The sequence below is a fragment of the Achromobacter sp. Marseille-Q4962 genome, assembly GCF_943737005.1.
Classification (GTDB): Bacteria; Pseudomonadota; Gammaproteobacteria; order Burkholderiales; family Burkholderiaceae_B; genus Achromobacter.
In genome coordinates this window covers 23,275-43,317 of the sequence record NZ_CALSFU010000003.1, presented here as the reverse complement: position 1 = coordinate 43,317, position 20,043 = coordinate 23,275, and the positions used below count along the sequence as shown (strand labels likewise).

At 70.0% G+C, this 20,043-nt stretch carries 18 protein-coding genes; 14 read left to right on the top strand and 4 right to left on the bottom strand.

Annotated features, from left to right (window positions below; translation table 11 throughout):
- Positions 1-88: 88 nt before the first annotated feature.
- The 9 genes from NGJ44_RS03100 to NGJ44_RS03060 all read left to right on the top strand — a co-directional run bounded on the left by NGJ44_RS03100 (position 89) and on the right by NGJ44_RS03060 (position 8,929).
- Complete coding sequence (locus NGJ44_RS03100; protein WP_251863177.1) at positions 89-2,623, top strand: ABC transporter permease; 2,535 nt, start codon at positions 89-91, stop codon at positions 2,621-2,623.
- Positions 2,623-3,045, top strand: coding sequence for a group II truncated hemoglobin (locus tag NGJ44_RS03095; protein WP_251863090.1), 423 nt, complete (start codon positions 2,623-2,625; stop codon positions 3,043-3,045). The genes NGJ44_RS03100 and NGJ44_RS03095 overlap by 1 nt, the downstream gene beginning before the upstream one ends.
- A 55-nt stretch (positions 3,046-3,100) precedes the next feature.
- On the top strand, positions 3,101-3,769 hold the full coding sequence (locus NGJ44_RS03090) for a 3-deoxy-D-manno-octulosonic acid kinase (protein ID WP_251863089.1): 669 nt from the start codon (positions 3,101-3,103) through the stop codon (positions 3,767-3,769).
- Between the two features lie 147 nt (positions 3,770-3,916).
- Positions 3,917-5,020, top strand: a complete 1,104-nt coding sequence (locus NGJ44_RS03085) for a polyamine ABC transporter substrate-binding protein (protein WP_053246473.1) — start codon at positions 3,917-3,919, stop codon at positions 5,018-5,020.
- A 5-nt stretch (positions 5,021-5,025) separates the two neighbouring features.
- Complete coding sequence (locus tag NGJ44_RS03080) at positions 5,026-6,153, top strand: ABC transporter ATP-binding protein (protein ID WP_251863088.1); 1,128 nt, start codon at positions 5,026-5,028, stop codon at positions 6,151-6,153.
- A complete protein-coding gene (locus tag NGJ44_RS03075; RefSeq protein WP_053246472.1) occupies positions 6,150-7,070 on the top strand; it encodes an ABC transporter permease subunit in 921 nt (306 codons plus the stop codon). Before NGJ44_RS03080 ends, NGJ44_RS03075 begins: the two co-directional genes overlap by 4 nt.
- A complete protein-coding gene (locus tag NGJ44_RS03070) occupies positions 7,067-7,876 on the top strand; it encodes an ABC transporter permease subunit (protein ID WP_053246471.1) in 810 nt (269 codons plus the stop codon). Before NGJ44_RS03075 ends, NGJ44_RS03070 begins: the two co-directional genes overlap by 4 nt.
- Positions 7,873-8,229 carry an arsenate reductase gene (locus NGJ44_RS03065; RefSeq protein WP_251863087.1) on the top strand — a complete coding sequence of 119 codons (357 nt, stop codon included), beginning with the start codon at positions 7,873-7,875 and terminating at the stop codon, positions 8,227-8,229. Before NGJ44_RS03070 ends, NGJ44_RS03065 begins: the two co-directional genes overlap by 4 nt.
- On the top strand, positions 8,174-8,929 hold the full coding sequence (locus tag NGJ44_RS03060; RefSeq protein WP_053246469.1) for a DNA-3-methyladenine glycosylase: 756 nt from the start codon (positions 8,174-8,176) through the stop codon (positions 8,927-8,929). The genes NGJ44_RS03065 and NGJ44_RS03060 overlap by 56 nt, the downstream gene beginning before the upstream one ends.
- 3 nt (positions 8,930-8,932) lie before the next feature.
- On the opposite strand, the gene NGJ44_RS03055 is transcribed toward NGJ44_RS03060, so the two are convergent.
- Positions 8,933-9,601 (bottom strand): YrbL family protein, encoded by a 669-nt coding sequence (locus NGJ44_RS03055; protein ID WP_251863086.1) that lies wholly within the window; start codon positions 9,599-9,601, stop codon positions 8,933-8,935.
- A 141-nt stretch (positions 9,602-9,742) separates the two neighbouring features.
- Here NGJ44_RS03055 and NGJ44_RS03050 point away from each other — a divergent pair, with 141 nt between their 5' ends.
- The 5 genes from NGJ44_RS03050 (at position 9,743) to phoU (ending at position 16,108) form a co-directional block, all read left to right on the top strand.
- Positions 9,743-11,107 (top strand): DNA recombination protein RmuC, encoded by a 1,365-nt coding sequence (locus NGJ44_RS03050; protein ID WP_251863085.1) that lies wholly within the window; start codon positions 9,743-9,745, stop codon positions 11,105-11,107.
- 96 nt (positions 11,108-11,203) lie between these two features.
- Positions 11,204-12,724, top strand: a complete 1,521-nt coding sequence (locus NGJ44_RS03045) for an amidase (RefSeq protein ID WP_251863084.1) — start codon at positions 11,204-11,206, stop codon at positions 12,722-12,724.
- 45 nt (positions 12,725-12,769) lie between these two features.
- Positions 12,770-14,434 carry an isovaleryl-CoA dehydrogenase gene (locus NGJ44_RS03040; protein ID WP_251863083.1) on the top strand — a complete coding sequence of 555 codons (1,665 nt, stop codon included), beginning with the start codon at positions 12,770-12,772 and terminating at the stop codon, positions 14,432-14,434.
- 60 nt (positions 14,435-14,494) lie between these two features.
- Positions 14,495-15,175, top strand: a complete 681-nt coding sequence (gene rpiA / locus NGJ44_RS03035) for a ribose-5-phosphate isomerase RpiA (protein ID WP_053245071.1) — start codon at positions 14,495-14,497, stop codon at positions 15,173-15,175.
- Between the two features lie 210 nt (positions 15,176-15,385).
- Positions 15,386-16,108, top strand: coding sequence for a phosphate signaling complex protein PhoU (gene phoU, locus NGJ44_RS03030; RefSeq protein ID WP_053245070.1), 723 nt, complete (start codon positions 15,386-15,388; stop codon positions 16,106-16,108).
- A gap of 58 nt (positions 16,109-16,166) precedes the next feature.
- On the opposite strand, the gene NGJ44_RS03025 is transcribed toward phoU, so the two are convergent.
- From NGJ44_RS03025 to argA, 3 genes are all read right to left on the bottom strand, one after another.
- The gene (locus NGJ44_RS03025; protein WP_251863082.1) at positions 16,167-18,089 is read right to left on the bottom strand and encodes a phosphocholine-specific phospholipase C; all 1,923 of its coding nucleotides are present in this window, start codon (positions 18,087-18,089) and stop codon (positions 16,167-16,169) included.
- 102 nt (positions 18,090-18,191) lie between these two features.
- Positions 18,192-18,464, bottom strand: coding sequence for an oxidative damage protection protein (locus NGJ44_RS03020; protein WP_053245069.1), 273 nt, complete (start codon positions 18,462-18,464; stop codon positions 18,192-18,194).
- 104 nt (positions 18,465-18,568) lie between these two features.
- The gene (gene argA, locus NGJ44_RS03015; protein WP_053245068.1) at positions 18,569-19,927 is read right to left on the bottom strand and encodes an amino-acid N-acetyltransferase; all 1,359 of its coding nucleotides are present in this window, start codon (positions 19,925-19,927) and stop codon (positions 18,569-18,571) included.
- Positions 19,928-20,043: the final 116 nt, after the last annotated feature.

The following is a 20,043-nucleotide window of genomic DNA, read 5'->3' as shown; positions in this document are numbered from 1 at the left end:
TGGGTATCTTTGACGGCGGCGCTGCGCCGCACTGCGCGCATGATAGCGGGATTCGGCCCCCATTCCGGCCGTTGGACAGGATTGCAGACTGATGGATTTCCCTGATGCCGCCCGGGCTCGCCGCCCCGGCTTGCGGGCCGCGCTGAGGCTCGGCGCCGCCATGAGCGTGCGCGATTGGCGCGCCGGCGAACTGCGTCTGCTGGCGCTGGCGCTGGTGCTGGCGGTGGCCGCGGTGACCAGCGTGGGCTTCCTGGCCGACCGCGTGGGCCGCGCGCTGGAACGCGATGCCGGCCAGATGCTGGGCGCCGACCTTGTGCTGGACGCCGACGAGCCCATTCCCGCGGCCTTCCTGGAAGAAGCCCGCGCGCGGGGCCTGGAAGTCTCGCGCACCTGGCAGTTTCCTTCCATGGCCGGCGGCGCGGGCGGCAGCGCCCAGCTCGCCTCCGTCAAGGCGGTGGAGCCGGGCTACCCCCTGCGCGGCGCGCTGCGAGTGGCCAGCGCGCCGTTCGCCCCCGACGAGCCGGCGCGCGGCGTGCCGCCCAAAGGCACGGTGTGGGTGGATGCGCAATTGCTGGCGCTGCTGGGCCTGCAGGTGGGCGACGCGCTCGCGCTGGGCGATGCGAGTCTGCGTGTGGACCGGATCATTACCTACGAACCCGACCGCGGCATGCAGTTCGTCAACGTCGCGCCCCGCGTGATGCTGCGCGCCAGCGACCTGCCGGCCACGGGCCTGATCGCGCCGGGCAGCCGCATCGGCTATGCGCTGCTGGCCGCCGGCGAGCCGCGCGCGGTGGCGGGCTACGAAACCTGGCTGCGCGAGCGGCTGGGCCGCGGCCAGAAGATCGCCACCCTGGAGTCCGGGCGTCCCGAGGTGCGGCGCACGCTGGACCGGGCGCAGCGCTTCCTGGCGCTCGTGGCGCTGTTGGCCGTGCTGATCTCCGCCGTGGCGGTGGCGCTGGCGGCCGGCCGCTACCTGGACCGTCATCGCGACGGGGTGGCGGTGATGCGCTGCCTGGGCGCGCCGCAGGCGCTGGTGTCGCGCATGCTGGCGGCGGAATTCGCGCTGGTGGGCCTGGCGGCCTGCGGGGCCGGATGCCTGCTGGGCTACGGTGCGCACCAGGCGCTGGTGCTGGCGCTGGGCTCGCTCATCGATACGGCCTTGCCCCCGCCCTCGGCCGTGCCCGCCGCGCAGGGGCTGCTGACGGGCATGCTGCTGCTCCTGGGGTTTGCGCTGCCTTCGCTGGCGCGCCTGCGCCACGTGCCGCCGGCGCGCGTGCTGCGCCGCGAGGCCGACGCGCTGGGGGCGCGCAGCGCCGCGGGCTATGGCCTGGGCGCGGCCGGCTTCGCCCTGCTGATCTGGTGGTTCGCGGGCGACGCGCGCCTGGGGGCGGTAGTGGCCGGCGGCTTCCTGGGCGCCTTCCTGGTCTTCGCCCTGGCGGCCTGGCTCTGCATCCTGGGCCTGGCGCGGCTGCGCGGGCTCGCGCGGCGGCAGCCCGCCCTGCGTTTCGCGCTGGCGGGCGTGGCGAGGCGGCGCGCGGCCACCATTACCCAGGTATGCGCGCTGGCGGTCGGGCTGATGGCGCTGCTGCTGCTCACCATGACGCGCACCGATCTCATCCAGGGCTGGCAGCGCACTTTGCCGCCGGACGCGCCCAACCGCTTTCTCATCAACGTGCAGACGGACCAGCGCGAGGCCGTGGCGCAGGCCCTGCGCCGCGCCGGCCTGGCGCAGGTCGAGCTGTCGCCCATGGTGCGCGGCCGGCTGGTGGCCATCAACGGCCGGCCCGTGGGGCCGGACGACTACGAAGAGCCGCGCGCCAAGCGCCTGGTCGACCGCGAATTCAACCTGTCCTATTCCGATACGCTGCCCGCATCCAACCGCATCGAGCAGGGACGCTGGCTGCGGCCGGGCGCGCCGGAAGTGTCGCTGGAGTCCGGCCTGGCCCGCACGCTGGGCGTCGCGGTGGGCGATACGCTGCGCTTCGACGTGGCCGGCCAGCAGGTCGAGGCCACGGTGTCAGGAACCCGCAGGGTGGATTGGGATACCATGCGCGTGAATTTCTTCGCCATCCTCACGCCCGAAGCGCTAGCCGGCATGCCGCAAAGCTGGATCACCTCGTTTCATCTGCCGCCCGGCAAAGAGGCGGTGCTGCCCGCGCTGGTGCGCGAGTTTCCCAACCTCACGGTCTTCGACGTGGGGGCCATCCTCCGCCAGCTTCAGTCGGTGCTGGACGAAGTGGGCCGCGCGGTGCAGCTGCTGTTCCTGTTCACGCTGGCGGCCGGGGTGCTGGTGCTGGCGGCCGCGCTCACGGCCACGCGCGACGAGCGCGTCCGCGAGGCGGCGGTGCTGCGCGCGCTGGGCGCCACGCGCCGCCAGCTCGCGCGCTCGCAGCGCATCGAACTCTGGGCCGTGGGCGGGCTGGCCGGGCTGCTCGCCGCCGCCGGCGCCAGCGCCGTGGCTTGGGCTTTATCAAGCCTGGTGTTCGATTTCAACATTACCCTCGGCCTTTGGCCGTGGCTGGCCGGCATGGGCGCGGGCGCGCTCGGCGCCTGGGCCGGCGGCGCCCTGGCCCTGCGCGGCGTGCTGCGCACACCGCCCCTGGTCACATTGAGAGAAACCTGATGAATACCCGCGTCCACACCATTTCCGAGCCGGCGCAGACGGCCCGCAGCATTTTCGACCTGCTGGGGGGCGAGCCGGGCGTGCGCGCCCTGGTCGACCGCTTCTACGATCTCATGGACATGGAAGACGACCTGAAGGAACTGCGCGCCGCCCACGGCCCCAGCCTGGACGAGGCGCGCGACAAGCTGTTCTGGTTCCTGTGCGGCTATTTCGGCGGCCCGGACCACTACATCCAGCGCTTCGGCCATCCCCGCCTGCGGGCCCGGCACCTGCCTTTTTCCATCGGCGAGGCCGAGCGCGACCAGTGGGTGGCCTGCATGGGCCGCGCGCTGCAGGACGCGGGAACGGAGCCGGCGCTGGTGGACCGGCTGCTGGAGTCGTTCTACGGCGTGGCCGACTGGATGCGCAACCGTGCGGGCTGAAGCCGGCGTTCTCCCGGCCCGGCGCCAGTCCTGGAACGGACCGGCCCCGGGCGCCATGTTGGCCGACGCGCAGCGCCTGGGCGACTGCGGCCCCGAGATATTCGACCCCGCGGCCTACGGCGCTCGCGCGCGGCCCGTGGACGCGGGCGGCAGGCAGGCGGCCTGGTTCGTCGAGGGCCCGGGCTGGCAGGGCGTGCTGCGCCGCTACCGGCGCGGGGGACTGGTCGCGCGCCTGAGCCGCGACGCCTATGTCTGGACCGGCGAGTCCGCCACGCGCAGCTTCCGCGAGTTCCGCCTGCTGGCGGCCATGCGGGCCTTGGGGCTGGCGGTGCCCGCGCCCCTGGGCGCGGCCTACTGGCGGCACGGGCTCGCTTACCGCGCGGCCATCCTGGTGGAGCGCATCCCCGACGTGCGGCCGCTGGCGCTCTCGCTGGGCGAGCCTCTCTGGGAGGACGTGGCCGGGGCCATCGTCGCCATGCACCGGGCCGGCGTCTGGCACGCCGACCTGAATGCCTACAACATCCTGGCCGGCGCGGACGGCAGGATCTGGCTCATCGACTTCGACCGCGGCGTCCAGGGCCGCCTGTCCGAACGGGGCCGGCGCGACAACCTGGAGCGCCTGCGGCGCTCGCTGCGCAAGGTCGCGGGCGAGGAGGGCGAGCGGTTCTGGATGAAGCTGCGCGACAGCTACTGGGCGGCCTGGGGCGTGGGCTCCCAGCCCTGACGGACGCGGGCCGGAAGCATCCGGCCCCAATTGCTTTCCGTGGGGCGCAAAACGGGCAGTCCCAGGCTAAAAGGCTTTATCATTCGCCCTTTTGGTATCCCTTCAACGCATCTTTCAAACACACGCCTGACGGCAAGGGGCTAGGCAATGAAATACAGGGCGGGAATGCGCTTCGCGATGGGCGCGCTGCTCGCGGCAGCGGCGGTATCGGCCGCGCAGGCGCAAAACAAGGTCGTCAACGTCTACAACTGGGCCGAATACACGGCGCCGGACACCATTCCCGGGTTCGAGAAAGAAACCGGCATCAAGGTGCGCTACGACGTCTACGACAGCAACGACACGCTGCAGGCCAAGCTGCTGGCCGGCAAGTCGGGCTACGACGTCGTCGTTCCGTCCACGCATTATGCCTCCCGCCAGATCGAAGCCGGCCTGTTCCAGAAGCTGGACAAATCCAAGATTCCCAACTGGAAATACCTGGACCCCGACCTGATGGCCCTGGTGGCCGAGGTCGATCCCGGCAACCAGTACGCCATCCCGTGGGGCTACGGCACCAACGGCCTGGGCTACAACGTCACCAAGGTCAAGCAGATCCTGGGCGAGCAGGCCGACCTGGGCAACTGGGACATGCTCTTCAAGCCCGAGAACGCCGCCAAGCTGAAGGAATGCGGCATCTCCATGCTGGACGAGGCCGCGCAGGTGTTTCCGGCCGTGCTCAAGTACCTGGGCAAGGATCCCAACAGCTCCAATCCCGACGACTACAAGGCGGCGCTGGACCTGCTCAAGCAGATCCGCCCCTACATCCGCCAGTTCAGTTCCTCGGGCTACATCGACGAGCTCGCGGTGGGCGACCTCTGCATGGTCTACGGTTTTTCCGGCGACGTGATGATCGCCCGCAAGCGCGCGCAGGAAGCCAAGAAGCCGTACGAAATCAACTACTTCATTCCGAAGGGCGGCGCGCCGGCCTGGTTCGACCTGATGGTCATTCCCAAGGACGCCCCGCATCCGGAAGAGGCCCTGGCGTTCATCAACTACATCGAGACGCCCCAGGTCCACGCCGCCATTACCAACACCATGTTCTATCCCAACGCCAACAAAGAGGCGCGCAAGTACGTGGTGAAAGACGTGGCCGACAACCCCATGATCTACCCGCCGGCCGACGTGGCCAAGACGCTGTACGTCATCAAGGCGCAACCCCTGAACATCCAGCGCATGCAGACCCGCATGTGGGCCGAGCTGAAGTCCGGACGATAAGCATCATGAGCGAAAGCCGTTACTCGGCGCAGCACGCGGCCGATCCGGACGAGTTCGTCCGGGTGGCCGACGTCGTGAAGATATTCGGCGACGTCGTCGCCGTGCGTTCCGTCAACCTCTCCGTGCGCCGCAACGAGATCTTCGCGTTGCTGGGCAGCTCCGGCAGCGGCAAGTCCACGCTGCTGCGCATGCTGGCCGGGTTCGAGGAAGCCACGTCGGGCCAGATCCTGCTCGATGGCGAGGACATCACCAACGTGCCGCCGTACCGGCGGCCGGTGAACATGATGTTCCAGTCGTACGCGCTCTTTCCCCACATGACGGTCGAGGCCAACGTGGCGTTCGGCCTCAAGCAGGAGGGCGTGGACCGCGCCGAGATCCACGACCGCGTCTTCGAGGCGCTGGACCTGGTGCAGATGGCCGGTTATTCGCGCCGCAAGCCGCACCAGCTCTCGGGCGGGCAGCAGCAGCGCGTGGCGCTGGCGCGCAGCCTGGTCAAGCGTCCCAAGCTGCTCCTGCTCGACGAGCCCATGTCGGCGCTGGACAAGCAGATCCGCCAGAAGACCCAGATCGAGCTGGTGAAGATCCTGGAGCAGGTGGGCGTCACCTGCATCATGGTCACGCACGACCAGGAAGAGGCCATGACCATGGCGCACCGGCTGGCCGTCATGACCGAGGGGCAGATCGTCCAGTGCGGCACGCCGCAAGACGTCTACGCGTTCCCCAATTCGCGTTTCGTGGCGAGCTTCATCGGCTCCACGAACCTGTTCACGGGCACTATCGTGGTGGACGAGCCCGACCACGTCGCCATCGAGAGCGCCGAGCTGTCGCGCCCGCTCTACGTGAGCCACGGCGTGAGCGAGCCGCTGGGCATGGAGGTGCACGTGTCGATCCGCCCCGAGCGCATGGTGGTTTCGCGCGGACAGCCGCAGTCCGAATACAACTGGGCGCACGGCATGGTGAGCCACATGGCCTGGATGGGCAGCTACGCGCTCTACCAGATCCGCCTGGATTCCGGAACCATGGTCGAGGCCAGCGTGCCCAGCCTGCAGCTCGCCCAGATGGACGCGCCCGGCATCGACGAGGAAATCTTCGTGAGCTGGGACGCCGACAGCGCCACGGTGCTCGCATCATGAGGCGCTTTCCGCTGCGCGACTGGCTGCCTTCCGGGCGGACGCTGGCCGTGGTGCCGCCGTACGCTTGGCTGGTGGCCTTTCTGCTGGTGCCGTTCCTGCTGGTGTTCAAGATCAGCTTCGCCGAGCTCAAGTTCGGCATTCCGCCTTACACCTCGCTGGCGGAATTCAAGGACGAGGCGGTGCAGTTCAGCCTGCACCTGCGCGGCTACATCCTGCTCTTCACCGACAGCCTGTACTTCGCCACCTACCTCAACTCCGTCAAGATCGCGGCCATCACCACGCTGTGCTGCATCCTGATCGGCTACCCCATCGCCTACTACATCGCGCGTTCATCGCCGTCGGTGCGCAACCTGCTGCTGCTGGGCGTGATCCTGCCTTTCTGGACTTCGCTGCTGCTGCGCGTCTACGCCTGGGTGGGCATCCTGCGCAACGACGGCCTGCTGAACAACCTGCTGCAGGGCCTGGGCATCATCTCCAGCCCGCTCGAGATCTACCGCACCGATCTGGCCGTGTACATCGGCATGGTCTACGCCTACCTGCCGTTTTTCATCCTGCCGCTCTACGCCACGCTGGTGAAAATGGACCTGCGCCTGCTCGAAGCCGCCTACGACCTGGGCGCGCGCCCGTGGCAGGCATTCTGGCAGATCACCGTGCCGCTCTCGCGTCCCGGCGTCATCGCGGGCGCCATGCTGGTGTTCATCCCGGCGGTGGGCGAGTACGTCATCCCCGAGATGCTGGGCGGCGCGAACACGCTCATGATGGGCCGCGTCATGTGGAACGAGTTCTTCAACAATACCGACTGGCCCATGGCTTCGGCCGTGACCTGCGTGATGGTGCTGCTGCTCCTGGTGCCGCTCGTCTACTTCCAGTACAGCCAGGTCAAGCAGCAGGAACAGGCGGGGGGAGGGCGCAAATGAACGGCCCCAACAAGACCCTGCGCGCGGTGGCCCTGGGACTGGGCTACCTGTTCCTGTACGTGCCCATCATCAGCCTGATGGTGTTCTCGTTCAACGCCTCGCCCGCCGTCACGTCCTGGACGGGCTTCTCGCTGCGCTGGTACGACTCGCTGCTGCAGGACGAGGCCCTGCTGCGAGCGGCCTGGCTGTCGTTCCGCATCGCCGCGCTCACGGCCACGGCGGCGGTCATCATCGGCACCTGGGCGGGCTACGTGCTGGCCCGCATGGGACGGTTCCGCGGCTTCGCCCTCTACGTGGGCATGCTGAGCGCGCCGCTCGTCATTCCCGAGGTGGTGCTGGGCATCTCGCTGCTGCTCATGTTCGTGGAGCTGCGCGGCCAGATCGGCTGGCCCGCCGAGAACGGCATGTTCACCATATGGGTGGGGCACGTGACGCTGTGCATGGCTTTCGTGGCCGTCATCATCCAGACCCGCATCCGCGACCTGGACCGCTCGCTGGAAGAGGCTGCGCTCGACCTCGGCGCCACGCCCATGACGGTGTTTTTCCGCATCACGCTGCCGCTGATCGCGCCGGCGCTGGCCTCGGCCTGGCTGCTGTCGTTCACCCTCTCGCTCGATGACGTGGTGCTGGCGTCGTTCCTGTCGGGGCCCAGCTCCAGCACGCTGCCCATGGAAGTCTTTTCGAGGGTGCGCCTGGGCCTCAAGCCCGAGATCAACGCGCTGGCCACCCTGTTCATCCTGGCGGTCGGCACCTGCGTGATCCTCGCCAACCGCCTGCAATGGCGCAAGGAGTCCGAATCCAAATGAAGCACACCACCTTGTACGGCCTGGCCAAATGCAGTACCTGCGTCAAGGCCCGGCAATGGCTCGCCGACCACGGCGTGGAGCACGAGTTCGTGGACTACCGCGACCATCCCGTGCCGGCCGCCACCCTGAAGTCGTGGGCGGGCAAGCTCGGCGGCTGGGAAAAACTGGTGAACCGCGCCTCCATGACCTGGCGCAACCTGCCCGAAGACCGCAAGACCGCCAGCACCGATGCCCAGTGGACGCAACTGATCGCGGAGTATCCCGCGCTGGTGCGCCGCCCCGTGACGGTCACCCCCGATGGCGAGGTCAGCGTTGGCTTTACCGAAAAGCGCTACGGCGAACGCTTCGCCTGAGGAGCAGGCCGGGCGCGCGCTGCCCGACGCCTTTTTCGACCGCGACGCCGCCCAGCTCGCCCGCGACCTGCTGGGCAAGGTGATCCGGCACCGGGTCGACGGTCTGTGGCTGTCGGCCCGCATTATCGAGACCGAAGCCTATTACCTGCACGAAAAGGGCAGCCACGCCTCGCTGGGCTACACCCACAAGCGGCGCGCGCTCTTCATGGACGGCGGCACCGTCTACATGTATTACGCGCGGGGCGGGGACTCGCTGAACTTCAGCGCGCAGGGACCGGGCAACGCGGTGCTCATCAAATCGGGCTACCCCTGGACCGACGCGCTGTCCGGCCCCGACGCGCTGGCGCTCATGCAGCGGCTGAACCCCGACGCGCGCGGCAATCCCCGCCCGCTGGCCGGCCTGTGCGCGGGCCAGACCCTGCTGTGCCGGGCGCTGGGCCTGAAAGTGCCCGACTGGGACGCGCAGCGGTTCGACCCCGGCGCGCTGTTCGTCGAAGATGTGGGCGAGCGGCCCGATCCGCTGGTCCGCACGACGCGGCTGGGCATTCCGGCCGGGCGCGACGAGCATCTCATGAACCGCTATGTGGATCCGGCCTATGCCGCGTTCTGCACGCGCAACCCGCTGCGGCGCGGCCAGATGGAAGGGCGCGACTACGTGTGGGTGAGCCGCCTCGGGGAACCGGCGCAGGCGCCGGGCTGAGGTTCAGCGCGAGGCCGCTTCGCGGGCGATCTCGGCCAGCGAGGCGCGCATGCGCTCGTACTTGCGCCGCATGCGCCGCCGGTTCAGGCGCTTGCTCCACGCATAGAGCGGAATCAGCGGCAGCACGCCGAAGCCGTCCACCAGGTACAGGCCGCGCTTGCCGTCGGCATTGAGGCCGCACACCACGTTGCTGGCCGACACGTCGTGCACTACCACGTGGGCCTCGGCCAGCTGCTCGAAGAACGCGTCCAGCTGCGCGCCGAGCGCGGCGTCGAACCGGCCCTGGCTGGCCAACTGCTTCACGGTGGGCGCCATGTTGCCCGCCTCGTCGGCGATCTTCTCCACCAGCAGGCCCAGGCCCAGCGTGGTCTGGGCCACGCCCACGATGCGCGCCATCGGCACTTGCCACACGCCGGAAGGACGCGTGGTGGTCGTAACGTATTCCGAGATCTCGTTCAGGTATACGCGGTAGGCGCTTTCGCGCTGGTACTGCTTGTACCAGCGCTTGAACGGCCGCGCGTCCAGGTAAACGGCCCGGGCCTCCATGTCCATCACTTTCACCAGCAGCGACGGCACCAGCGGATGCTGGAAGATGTGCCGGTCGCCCCCGGTGGTCAGGGGCTTTGCGGCAGTCAGGTCCAGCGGACCGAAGACGGTCTGGAAGGCGGGCACGGACGATGGGACGAAAGCGGGAGCGGCCAATGAAGGGGCAAACTATGACAATTTTGTAATTTACAGTTTAATGCCCTTCGCGGCGCGGCGTGAGGGAAATCCGCGCCGCGCCTACAATTCCGGGCTTTGGAGTTGCGACGCTTGCTCTACGATTACCTGCTCTGGTGCGCCGCCGGCGGCGCGGTCCTGGCCTTCGCGGCCGCCCTGCTGGCCTGGCTGAGGCCCGCCCCGCGCGATCCCCGGCTGGACGCGCTGCTCGAAGGACTGGAACGCACCGAGCGCGCGCTGCGCGCCGACATCGCCGACGGCCAGCGCGGATTGCGCGGCGAGGTGGCCGAATCGGCCCGGGCCCTGCGCGTCGAACTGGGGCAGGCGCACGGCGATCTGCGCACCGGCCTGGCGCGCGATGCCCAGGCGGCGCGCGCCGAGTCGGCCGATGCGCTGGCCCGGTTCGCCGCCGGCTTCGCCGAGCAGCTCCAGGGGCTCATCGAAATCAACGAACGCCGCCAGGCCGAGCTGCGCGCCACCGTGGACGCCCGGCTGCAGGCCCTGCAGGCCGACAACGGCGCCCGGCTCGAAGAAATGCGGCGCACGGTGGACGAGAAACTGCACGCCACGCTGGAGCAGCGCCTGGGCGAATCGTTCCGGCTGGTGTCCGACCGGCTCGAGGCCGTGCACAAGGGGCTGGGCGAGATGCAGGCGCTCGCCGCCGGCGTGGGCGACCTGAAACGCGTGCTCACCAACGTCAAGTCGCGCGGCACCTGGGGCGAGGTGCAGCTCGCGCGACTCATCGAAGACAACATGACGCCGGACCAGTACGCCGCCAATGTCCGTCCGGTGCCCGGCAGCGACGCGGTGGTGGAATTCGCGATCCGGCTGCCGGGGCGCGGCGAGGGCGGCGCGCCGGTGTGGCTGCCGATCGACGCCAAGTTTCCCAAAGAGGAATACGAGCGCCTGATGGACGCCCAGGACGCCGCCGACGCCGAGGCCGTCAAGGCCGCGGGCGCGGCGCTGGGGCGCGCCGTGGAGATACAGGCCCGCCAGATCGCCGCCAAGTATGTGGCCCCGCCTTACACCACCGACTTCGCCATCATGTTCCTGCCCACCGAGAGCCTGTACGCCGAGGTGCTGCGCCGTCCCGGCCTGCTGGAGCGGCTGCAGGGGCTGAGGGTCAACGTGGCCGGGCCCAGCAATCTCGCGGCGCTGCTCAACAGCCTGCAGATGGGGTTCCGCACCCTGGCCATCGAGCAGCGCTCGTCCGAGGTCTGGCAGGTGCTGCGCGCCGTCAAGACCGAGTTCGGCAAGTTCGGCGAGGCGCTGGCCAGCGTCAAGAAGACATTGGACACCGCCAGCAGCAAAATCGGCCAGACGGAAGTGCGCACCCGCGCCATGCTGCGCAACCTCAAGAACGTGGAGGCGCTGCCCGATTCGGACGCATCCCGCCTGCTGGGCGCGGACGAACCGGGCGAGGGCGCGGGCGCCGGGCCGGACGGGCAGACATCCTAGGAACGGCCCCCCGCCCGCGCGGCTTGGCGGGGGCGGGCCGACCCGATATGCTGGGGCTTGCGGCAATCCGCCGCCTCACGCAGGAGGTCAGACGCCATGAGCAACGCTCAGCGCCCCGGTCGCGCCCATCCCGATGCCACCGCGATGGCGCAGGCCATCATCCGGGGAGAATTCAGCGCGCTCGCCGCCATGGAGCAGGCGCTGGAGCGCGTGGCCCGCCTCAATCCGGAAATCAATGCCGCCTGCGGCGTGCAGGCGGAGCTGGGGTTGCGGCTGGCGCGGGAAACCGACCGGGCCCTGGCCGCCATGGATGCGCAGGCCCGGGCCGGGCTGGAACGCGAGCGCCCCTTCCTGGGCGTGCCCACTCTGCTCAAAGACCTGGGCACCGCCGCGCTGGGGCTGCCCAGCACCATGGGCTCCGTGCTGTACGGCCAGGTGGAATGGAAGCTCGATTGCGAACTGGTGGCGCGCTACCGGCGCGCTGGCCTGATCCCCTTCGGGCGCACCACCACCGCCGAGCTTGGCCTGAGCCCCACCACCGAATCCCCCGTCTACGGCAAGCCCACGCAAAACCCCTGGAAGCGGGGCCATAGCGCGGGCGGCTCCTCGGGCGGGGCCGGGGCGGCCCTGGCCAGCGGCATGGTGCTCATCGCCCACGGCAGCGACGGCGGCGGCTCGATTCGCATCCCGGCCTCGTGCTGCGGCGTGCTCGGGCTCAAGCCCTCGCGCGGTCTGATCCCGCTGGGACCGCTCAAGGGCGACGGCTGGGGCGGGCTGGGCACCGAAAACCTCATGACGCTGTCGGTGCGCGACTGCGCCGCCGCGCTGGACGTAAGCGCGGGGGAAGACATCGGGGCGCCGTACGCCGCGCCGGCGCGGCCGGCGTCCTACCGGGACGTGGCCGCGCGCGTGGCCGCCGACCCGCAGGCCGCGCCGCGGCGCCGCATCGCCTTCGTGTCGGCCACCTTCGAGGGCGATCCCATCCACCCCGAAGTGGCCGAGGTCGCGCGCGAAGCCGCGCGCTTTTTCGCGCGGCTGGGCCACGAACTCACCGAGGCCGCGCCGCCGGTGGGCTCCGAAGAAGTGCTGTCTCCCATGCTGCCGCTGATCGCCAGCGCGGCGGCCAACGCCATCGACAGCTTCGTGCAGGCGCGCGGCCGGCGCCTGGCTGCCGACGAACTGCAGCCCACCACGCTGGGCGCGCGCGAGTACGCGCGCGAGATTTCCGGGCCGCAGTACGTGGCCTGCATGGACACCTGCCACGCGATCACCCGCCGGGTCGGCCGCTTCCTCGACCCTGCCCAGGGCGGGCACCACGTGTTCCTGAGCCCGGTGCTGGCCCAGCCGCCCGCGCCCCTGGGCCGGTACGCCATGGACAACGCCGACTATCTGGCCTACCGTCTGGGCAAGAAAGGCGTGATCGCTTACTCGCCTTTCGCGCCGCTGGCCAATCTGGCCGGCATGCCCGCCATTTCCATTCCGTTCGGCCTGTCGTCGGATGGCCTGCCCATCGGCATCCAGCTCATGGGGCCGCTGGGCAGCGAGGCCATGCTCCTGGAGCTGGCCGCGCAGGTCGAGAGCCTGCGGCCCTGGCCTCCGGGGCCCACGGGCGGGTAGGCCGCGGGCCGCGCCGGCCGCAACCGCCGCATCCAGGGAGCCGCCATGCCTGCCTTCGAGACGCATATCGTGGTCAACCAGGTTCCGCCGCTGGAAGACTATTCGCTGTACGACACCGATCCGGCGCTGCGCGAGGCGGTGCGGCGCGAGGGCGCCGCGGCCTGGGAGGGCGACCTGGCCACGCACGGGGCCTGGCTGGGCCGCGCGGCCACGCTGCAATTGGGTGCGCAGGCCAACCGCAACCCGCCGCGCCTGCATGCCTACGATCCCGCCGGGCACCGCATCGACCGGGTGGAATTCCATCCCGCGTGGGGCGCGCTCATGGCCGGCATCATGGCGCGCGGGCTGCACAGCCGCGCCTGGATGCAGCCCGCGCCGGGGGCGCACGCCGCGCGCGCCGCCGCCTATCTCATGCAGGGACAGGTCGAAGCCGGCACGCTCTGTCCCACCACCATGACCTTCGCCGCCGTGCCCTTGCTGCAGCGCGAGCCGGCGGGCGCGGTCGATTTCGGCGGACAGTGGCTGCCCGCGCTCTACGCGCGCGAATTCGACGGCGCCGACGCGCCGCTGGCCGCCAAGCGCAGCGCGCTGATCGGCATGGGCCTGACCGAAAAGCAGGGCGGCTCCGATCTGCGCGCGGCCGCCACACGCGCCACGCCGCTGGGCGCGGCGGGCCAGGGCTGCGCCTACCGGCTGGTGGGTCACAAATGGTTTTTCTCGGTGCCGCAGGCCGATGCCCATCTCGTGCTGGCCCAGACCGATGAAGGGCCGGGCTGTTTTTTCGTGCCGCGCTGGATTCCCGACGGTCCGCGCAACGCCGTGCGCATCCGCCGCCTGAAGGAAAAGCTGGGCAATTGGAGCAACGCCAGCGCCGAAGTGGAATTCGAGGATGCCTGGGGCGTGCTCATGGGCGAACCCGGGCGCGGCATGGCGCTGCTGCTGGAGATGGCCGCGCTCACGCGCCTGGATTGCGTGCTGGGCAGCGCGGCGCTGCTGCGCCAGGCAGTGGCGCAGGCGGCGCACCATGCGCGCCACCGCCTGGCTTTCGGCAAGCCGCTGGTTGACCAGCCGCTCATGCGCAACGTGCTCGCGGACCTGGCGCTGGAAAGCGAGGCCGCCACCCTGCTGGCGATGCGGCTGGCGCGCGCGGTGGACGAACGCGCGGCGGCGTCCGCCCGCGCCCTGTTGCGGCTGGGCACGCCGGCCGCCAAACTGTGGGTATGCAAGCGCGCCATCGGGGCGGTGGCCGAGTGCATGGAGGTATGGGGCGGCAACGGTTATGTCGAGGAAGGCCCCATGCCCAGGCTTTACCGCGAAACGCCGGTCAACTCCATCTGGGAGGGCTCGGGCAACGTGATGGCGTTGGACGTGCTGCGCGCGCTGTCGCGCGAGCCCGCCGCCCTGCCGGCCCTGGAGGCGGAATTCGCGCCGGCCCGCGGCCGCCATGCGCGCTTCGACCAGGCGCTGGACGAATGGCGAGGGCTGGCCGGCGGGGGCGATGCGGCGGTGTTTCATGCCCGCCGCATCGCCTGCGGCCTGGCCCTGCTGTGGCAGGCCGCGCTCATGATCCGGCACGCGCCGCCGGAGGCCGCGCGCGCGTTCGTGGAGGGCCGCCTGGGCGGGGGCGCGCGCGGCTTCGGCGAGCTGGCGTCCGACGCGGCGGCGCCGGTCATCCTGGCGCGGGCCTGGCCCGCGCTGGAAGGGCGCTGAACCGCGCGATATCTGCTAAATTTCCCGCCTCCGAGACCCTTTTTCGCTTTGCCTACCGCCATGCTCTCCCAGCAAGAACTCAAGCAGCAGGCCGCCGACGCGGCCCTGGAATTCGTTGAACAGGTCGCCGGCCCGGACGTCGTCATCGGCGTGGGCACCGGATCCACCGCCGACCTCTTCATCGACGGGCTGGCCCGCTACAAGGGCCGCATCGGCGGCACGGTGGCCAGCTCCGAACGCAGCGCGGCCCGCCTGGCGAGCCACGGCCTGAAGGTGCTGGACCTGAACGACGTGGCGGGCATGCCCCTCTATGTGGACGGCGCCGACGAAATCGACGCCAACCTGCACATGATCAAGGGCGGGGGCGGCGCGCTCACGCGCGAGAAAATCGTGGCCTCGGTCGCAGAGCGCTTCATCTGCATCGCCGACGAATCCAAGCTCGTGCAGACCCTGGGCAGGTTTCCGCTGCCCGTCGAGGTGATTCCCATGGCGCGCGCCGCCGTGGCCCGGGCGCTGGCCGCGCTGGGCGGCGCGCCGCGCCTGCGCGAAGGGTTCGTCACCGATAACGGCAACATCATCCTGGACGTGGCGGGCCTGTCGATCTCCGACGCGCCCGCGCTCGAAGCCCGTATTAACAACCTGCCGGGCGTGGTCACCGTGGGCCTGTTCGCGCTGGCCGGCGCCGACGTCGCGCTGCTGGCCACGCAGAACGGCATCCGCCGCCTGGATCGCGGGGCCTGAAGCCCGCAGGGGGGGTTCAGGCCCCGGGTTTCCAGCCCGGGTTTCCAGCCCGGACTTCCCGTCCGGGACTGCCCGTCCGGGACTGCCCGTCCGGAACTTCCTTCATAATCCTGTCATACACGAGTCATACGCTTGCCGATTGAGCAAGCCCGCGCCGCAAAATCCACGCATCGGGGCAAAGCCATGAGACCAACCACGCAGGGAACCCGGATGACCGAGCATACAAACAAGCAATTCGACGCCGACCTGGAAAGCGTCCGTTCGCAATTCCTGCGCATGGGCGGCATCGTGGAAGCGATGATCCAGGAGGCCATCGATGCGCTGTCCAGCGGCGACATGTCGCTGGTCGAGAAGGTGCGCGAGCGCGAAAAGGAAGTCAATCGCCACGAGGTGGAGATCGACGACAGCATCAGCCGCATCCTGGCGCGGCACCAGCCCACGGCCATCGACCTGCGCATGCTGATGGCGGTGTCCAAGATGCTGACCGACATGGAGCGCTCGGGCGACGAGGCCGAGAAGGTCGCCGTCGTGGCCCGCCGCATCCACGAGTCGGAATTGCGCTATACCCCCGTCATCGAGCTGCGCCACATGGCGAACAACGTGCGCACCATGCTGCACCAGGCGCTGGACGCCTTCGCCCGCCTCGATCCCATCCAGGCCGCGGCCGTCGTGCGCAGCGACAAGGAAGTGGACAAGGAATGGAAGGGGGCGCTGCGCCACCTCATCACCTACATGATCGAAGACCCGCGCACCATCTCGCGCGCCATCGACATGATCTTCATCGCCCGCGCGCTGGAGCGCATCGGCGACCACGCCAAGAACATGTCCGAGCGGGTCATCTACATGGTCAAGGGCGCGGACGTGCGGCACACCGGGGTGAAGAACGCCGAGCGCCTGGCGCGCGGCGAAGAAGACGACGCCGGCGAAGAATGAGCCGCGGAGGTTTCGCGCGGCCGCTCGCCCGCGCGAAGCTCTTTGGCGTCGGCACGCCCTAGTCCAGCGCGCGGGCGTTGGCCTGCAGGCGTGGATCGGAGAGGCCGGGCCGGGCGCCGTCCAGGCGGCCGGCAAGCCGCCGCAGAAAGCCGCCGGCGCGCACCCGCACGTCGTACCAGCCTGCGAGGCCGGGATGCTCCACTTCCGCCTCGCCGCCGGCCGGCACCCGCACCGTCGCGCGCCAGCCGTCGCCCATTTCCGATTCCAGCTGCACCGTGCGGGGCCCGGCTCCGGGATTGACGAGCCGGATGCGCACCCCGTCCGGGGAAGGAAGGGCGGCGGCTTCCAGCGCGCCGGTTTCGTGCGCATTGCCGCGGAACCGGCGATGAAAGCCGTCGGGCCCCAGCAGCCAGAGGTCGTAATCGCCCCGCGCTCCGAGCCGCCAGGCATCGTCCAGGCGCGCGCCGGCGTCCAGCGTGTAGCGGCGCGGCGCGAGATCCAGGCGCAACAGGTCATAGACGTGCAGCGCCGCGCCCGCCGCACCCGTATTGCGCAGCGCGAGCCGGTAATGCGCGCCGTCGTCCGACAGGCGCCCCGCCGCGTCCAGCGCATAGGGCAGCGCACAGGCGGGGCGTCCCGGGCCGGCGGGCGCGGCGCGGGTTCCGGCGAAGTCGAAGGCCGAGGTCAGGTCGCCGCATACGGTGCGCCGCCAGGCGCTGATGTTCGGCTCGGCCACGCCGAAGCGCGTTTCCAGGAAACGCAGTACCGAGGTGTGGTCGAACACCTGCGAATTCACCCAGCCGCCGCGGCTCCACGGCGAAACGGCCAGCATGGGCACGCGCGGGCCCAGGCCGAATGCGCGTCCGTGCAGCGCCGGAGGATCGTCGACGGTGCCGGCGCTGGGGCCGGTGCGGGCATCGTGGTACTCGCCGTCCAGCTCCACGGTGGACAGCCCGCCCGGGCTGCCGTCGGCCTGGCGCGCGGGCGGCGCCGGGGGCGGCACGTGGTCGAAGAAGCAATCGTTTTCGTCGTAGGTGACGAACAGCACGCAGCGGCTCCACAGGGCCGGGTTGCGTGTCAGGATGTCCAGCACCCGTTCCGTATAGGCGCCGCCCTGGCGTGGGGACGACACCTCGGGATGCTCGGAATCCGCCGCCGGCGCGATGATCCAGGCCACCTGCGGCAGCGCGCCTTGCTCCACGTCGCGCGCAAGCGCGTCCAGGGTGCGGGTGCGCAGCGCCCGGTCGCGCAGCGCCGCCTGCGGGGCGGCGCTTTCGTATTCGCGGCGGTACTGGCGAAAGCCCGCCAGCGGGTTGTCGTGGTAGTTGTCTTCCATGTCCTGGTAGATGCGCCACTGCACGCCCGCGGCCGACAGGCGCTCGGGATAGGTGGTCCAGGCATAGCCTTCGGCGACGGGGCCGAGGCGGTCATGGGTGTTGACCAGCGCCGGCCCGCCCGCCTTGCCGAGCGGGTCCTGCGTGCCGGTCCAGAGAAACAGGCGGTTCGGGTTGGTGCCCGCCTGCATGGAGCAATGGTAGGCGTCGCAAAGCGTGAAAGCCTCGGCCAGCGCCGTCTGGAAAGGGATGTCGTCCGGCCGGTGCATGCCCATGGCGATCCGGCCCTTGGCGGGCAGCCACTGGTCCATGCGGCCGTCGTTCCAGGCGCGCTGCGCATCGTCCCAGGTGTGCGGCGTGAGATAGCCCAGGGGCGTGTCGCTCGGCTGTTCCGGCTGCAGCGGGTAGGGCGTTGTTTCGCCTTCGGGACCGCGCTGCGCCATGACGCTGCCGTCGGCGGTGGGCACGGCCAGCGGGTCGGCCAGCCCACGCACGCCCGGCAGCGCGCCGAAATAATGGTCGAACGAGCGGTTTTCCTGCATGAGGATCACCACGTGCTCCACGTCGCACAGGGTGCCGGTGCGTCGGTCGGGCTCGATGGACAGGGCGCGCCCGATGGCGGCGGGCCAGCGGCGGGGGGAGGTCATGGGAGTGCCTTCGTGCTGCGCTGCGGTATCCGCCCGCGGGCCGGCCTTGCGGGAGCATGCACGGAACGGGAAAGGCGGGAGCGCGGGCTCCCGCCGGGCGGGTCAGGCGGAGGGGGGGACGTAGCCCTGGGCTTCGACGCTGCCATCCTCGAAGAGGAAGCGTTCCATTTGCTGCTGCAGGTATTTGCGTGCGCGGGCGTCGGCCAGGTTGAGGCGGTTTTCGTTGACCAGGCGGGTCTGCACCTGTTTCCACTCCTCCCAGGCTTCCTTGGAGATGCTTTGCCAGATGCGGGTGCCGAGCTCGCCGGGATAGGGCGGGTAATCCAGCCCTTCGGCTTCGCGCTTGAGTTTCACACAGTTGACGGTACGGGCCATGATTCGCTGCCGGAAAATGAAAGAAAAACGTAGTTTACCGGGCTTGGCGCGGCGTGGGCGGCAAGCCCCCGCGCCGCGCAGGGGCGTGCCGGCCCGGGCCGTCTTCAAAGTTTCTTGATGAAGATCAGGCTGTTGCGCGAGCGGTTGTAGTTGGCCTGCTTTTCGCGCGGCAGGTCGGCAATGCCGCCGGGCACGAAGCCGCGCTTCATGAACCAGTGCGAGGTGCGCGTGGTGAGCACGAACAGCCGCTTGGCGCCCGCGGCGCGCGCGCGCGCCTCCATATGGCGCAGCAGGATCTCGCCTTCGCCCGAGCCCTGCCATTCGGGGTGCACGATGAGGCAGGCCATTTCGGCCATCTGCTCCTCGGGGAAATTGTGCAGCGTGGCGCAGCCGTAGATGACGCCGTCGTGCTCCAGCACGGTGAAGTTCTCCACGTCGCGTTCGACCACGCTGCGCGGGCGCGGCACCAGCGTGCCGTCGGCCTCCAGCGGCTCGATCAGGCTCAGGATGGCGCCCACGTCGTCCAGCGTGGCCGGCCGCAGGTCGTCGAGCGTGTCTTCGACCACCATGGTGCCCACGCCGTCGTGGGTGAAGATCTCCAGCAGCACGCTGCCGTCCAGCGCGAATGGCACGATATGCGCGCGCGCCACGCCGCGCTTGACGGCCAGCGAGGCGTATTGCAGGAAGGCCGCGGTTTCCTCGTCCAGCCCGCCCTTGGCGAGCAGGGCGTCGGCGTCGACCCGCGCCAGCTCGGTGTCCACCGAGCCGTCTTCCTGCAGCACGCCCTGCGAGCTGGAGAGAAAGATGAGCTTTTCCGCGCGCAGCGCCACGGCCACGCTGGTGGCCAGGTCTTCCATGGCCAGGTTGAACGCGTCGCCCGTGGGCGAGAAGCCCAGCGGCGAGAGCAGCACCATCGACGAGGCCTTCTCGATGGCGAACTTGAGCGCCTCGACGTCGATCTTGCGCACCAGGCCGGTGTGGCGGTAGTCCACGCCGTCGATCACGCCGGCCGGTCGCGCGGTGACGAAATTGCCCGAGATGACGCGGATGTGCGAATGCGACATCGGCGTGTTGGGCAGCCCCTGGCTGAAGGCGGCCTCGATGTCCAGGCGGATCTCTCCGGCGGCCTCTTTGGCGCATTCCAGCGCCGCCGCATCGGTGGGCGACATGCCGCGGTCGAATTGCTGGGTATAGCCCTTGAGCCGCAGCTGCTCGTTGACCTGGGGCCGCGAGCCGTGCACCAGCACCAGCCGGATGCCCAGCGAGGACAGCAGCGACAGGTCCTGCACCAGCGCGTTCAGCGCGCCCGCCTGCACCAGTTCGCCGCCGAACGCCACCACGAAGGTCTTGCCTCGGAACGCGTGCACGTAGGGCGCCACTTCGCGGAACCATCGGACGAATTGGGCGGGCGCGAATTCCGGGGCTTCCAGGGCGGAGACGGTGTCGGGTTCCAGGTCGGGCATGATGGAAAGAAGGATTCCTTGGAGTGGTCGAATGCGCGGCCGGCCGCGTTATCGCGCCGCGCCGCGTGGCGAAATTATAGGGCGGTCCGTCCCGCGGCACGGCGGAGAATCGGGGC

Coding starts and splice junctions, on each gene's coding strand:
- NGJ44_RS03020 (WP_053245069.1), bottom strand. CDS start 18,464: ATGGCCCGTACCGTCAACTGTGTGAAACTCAAGCGCGAAGCCGAAGGG.
- argA (WP_053245068.1), bottom strand. CDS start 19,927: ATGCCCGACCTGGAACCCGACACCGTCTCCGCCCTGGAAGCCCCGGAA.
- NGJ44_RS03075 (WP_053246472.1), top strand. CDS start 6,150: ATGAGGCGCTTTCCGCTGCGCGACTGGCTGCCTTCCGGGCGGACGCTG.
- NGJ44_RS03070 (WP_053246471.1), top strand. CDS start 7,067: ATGAACGGCCCCAACAAGACCCTGCGCGCGGTGGCCCTGGGACTGGGC.
- NGJ44_RS03085 (WP_053246473.1), top strand. CDS start 3,917: ATGAAATACAGGGCGGGAATGCGCTTCGCGATGGGCGCGCTGCTCGCG.
- NGJ44_RS03090 (WP_251863089.1), top strand. CDS start 3,101: ATGTTGGCCGACGCGCAGCGCCTGGGCGACTGCGGCCCCGAGATATTC.
- phoU (WP_053245070.1), top strand. CDS start 15,386: ATGACCGAGCATACAAACAAGCAATTCGACGCCGACCTGGAAAGCGTC.
- NGJ44_RS03065 (WP_251863087.1), top strand. CDS start 7,873: ATGAAGCACACCACCTTGTACGGCCTGGCCAAATGCAGTACCTGCGTC.
- NGJ44_RS03060 (WP_053246469.1), top strand. CDS start 8,174: ATGGCGAGGTCAGCGTTGGCTTTACCGAAAAGCGCTACGGCGAACGCT.
- rpiA (WP_053245071.1), top strand. CDS start 14,495: ATGCTCTCCCAGCAAGAACTCAAGCAGCAGGCCGCCGACGCGGCCCTG.
- NGJ44_RS03040 (WP_251863083.1), top strand. CDS start 12,770: ATGCCTGCCTTCGAGACGCATATCGTGGTCAACCAGGTTCCGCCGCTG.
- NGJ44_RS03095 (WP_251863090.1), top strand. CDS start 2,623: ATGAATACCCGCGTCCACACCATTTCCGAGCCGGCGCAGACGGCCCGC.
- NGJ44_RS03025 (WP_251863082.1), bottom strand. CDS start 18,089: ATGACCTCCCCCCGCCGCTGGCCCGCCGCCATCGGGCGCGCCCTGTCC.
- NGJ44_RS03045 (WP_251863084.1), top strand. CDS start 11,204: ATGAGCAACGCTCAGCGCCCCGGTCGCGCCCATCCCGATGCCACCGCG.
- NGJ44_RS03080 (WP_251863088.1), top strand. CDS start 5,026: ATGAGCGAAAGCCGTTACTCGGCGCAGCACGCGGCCGATCCGGACGAG.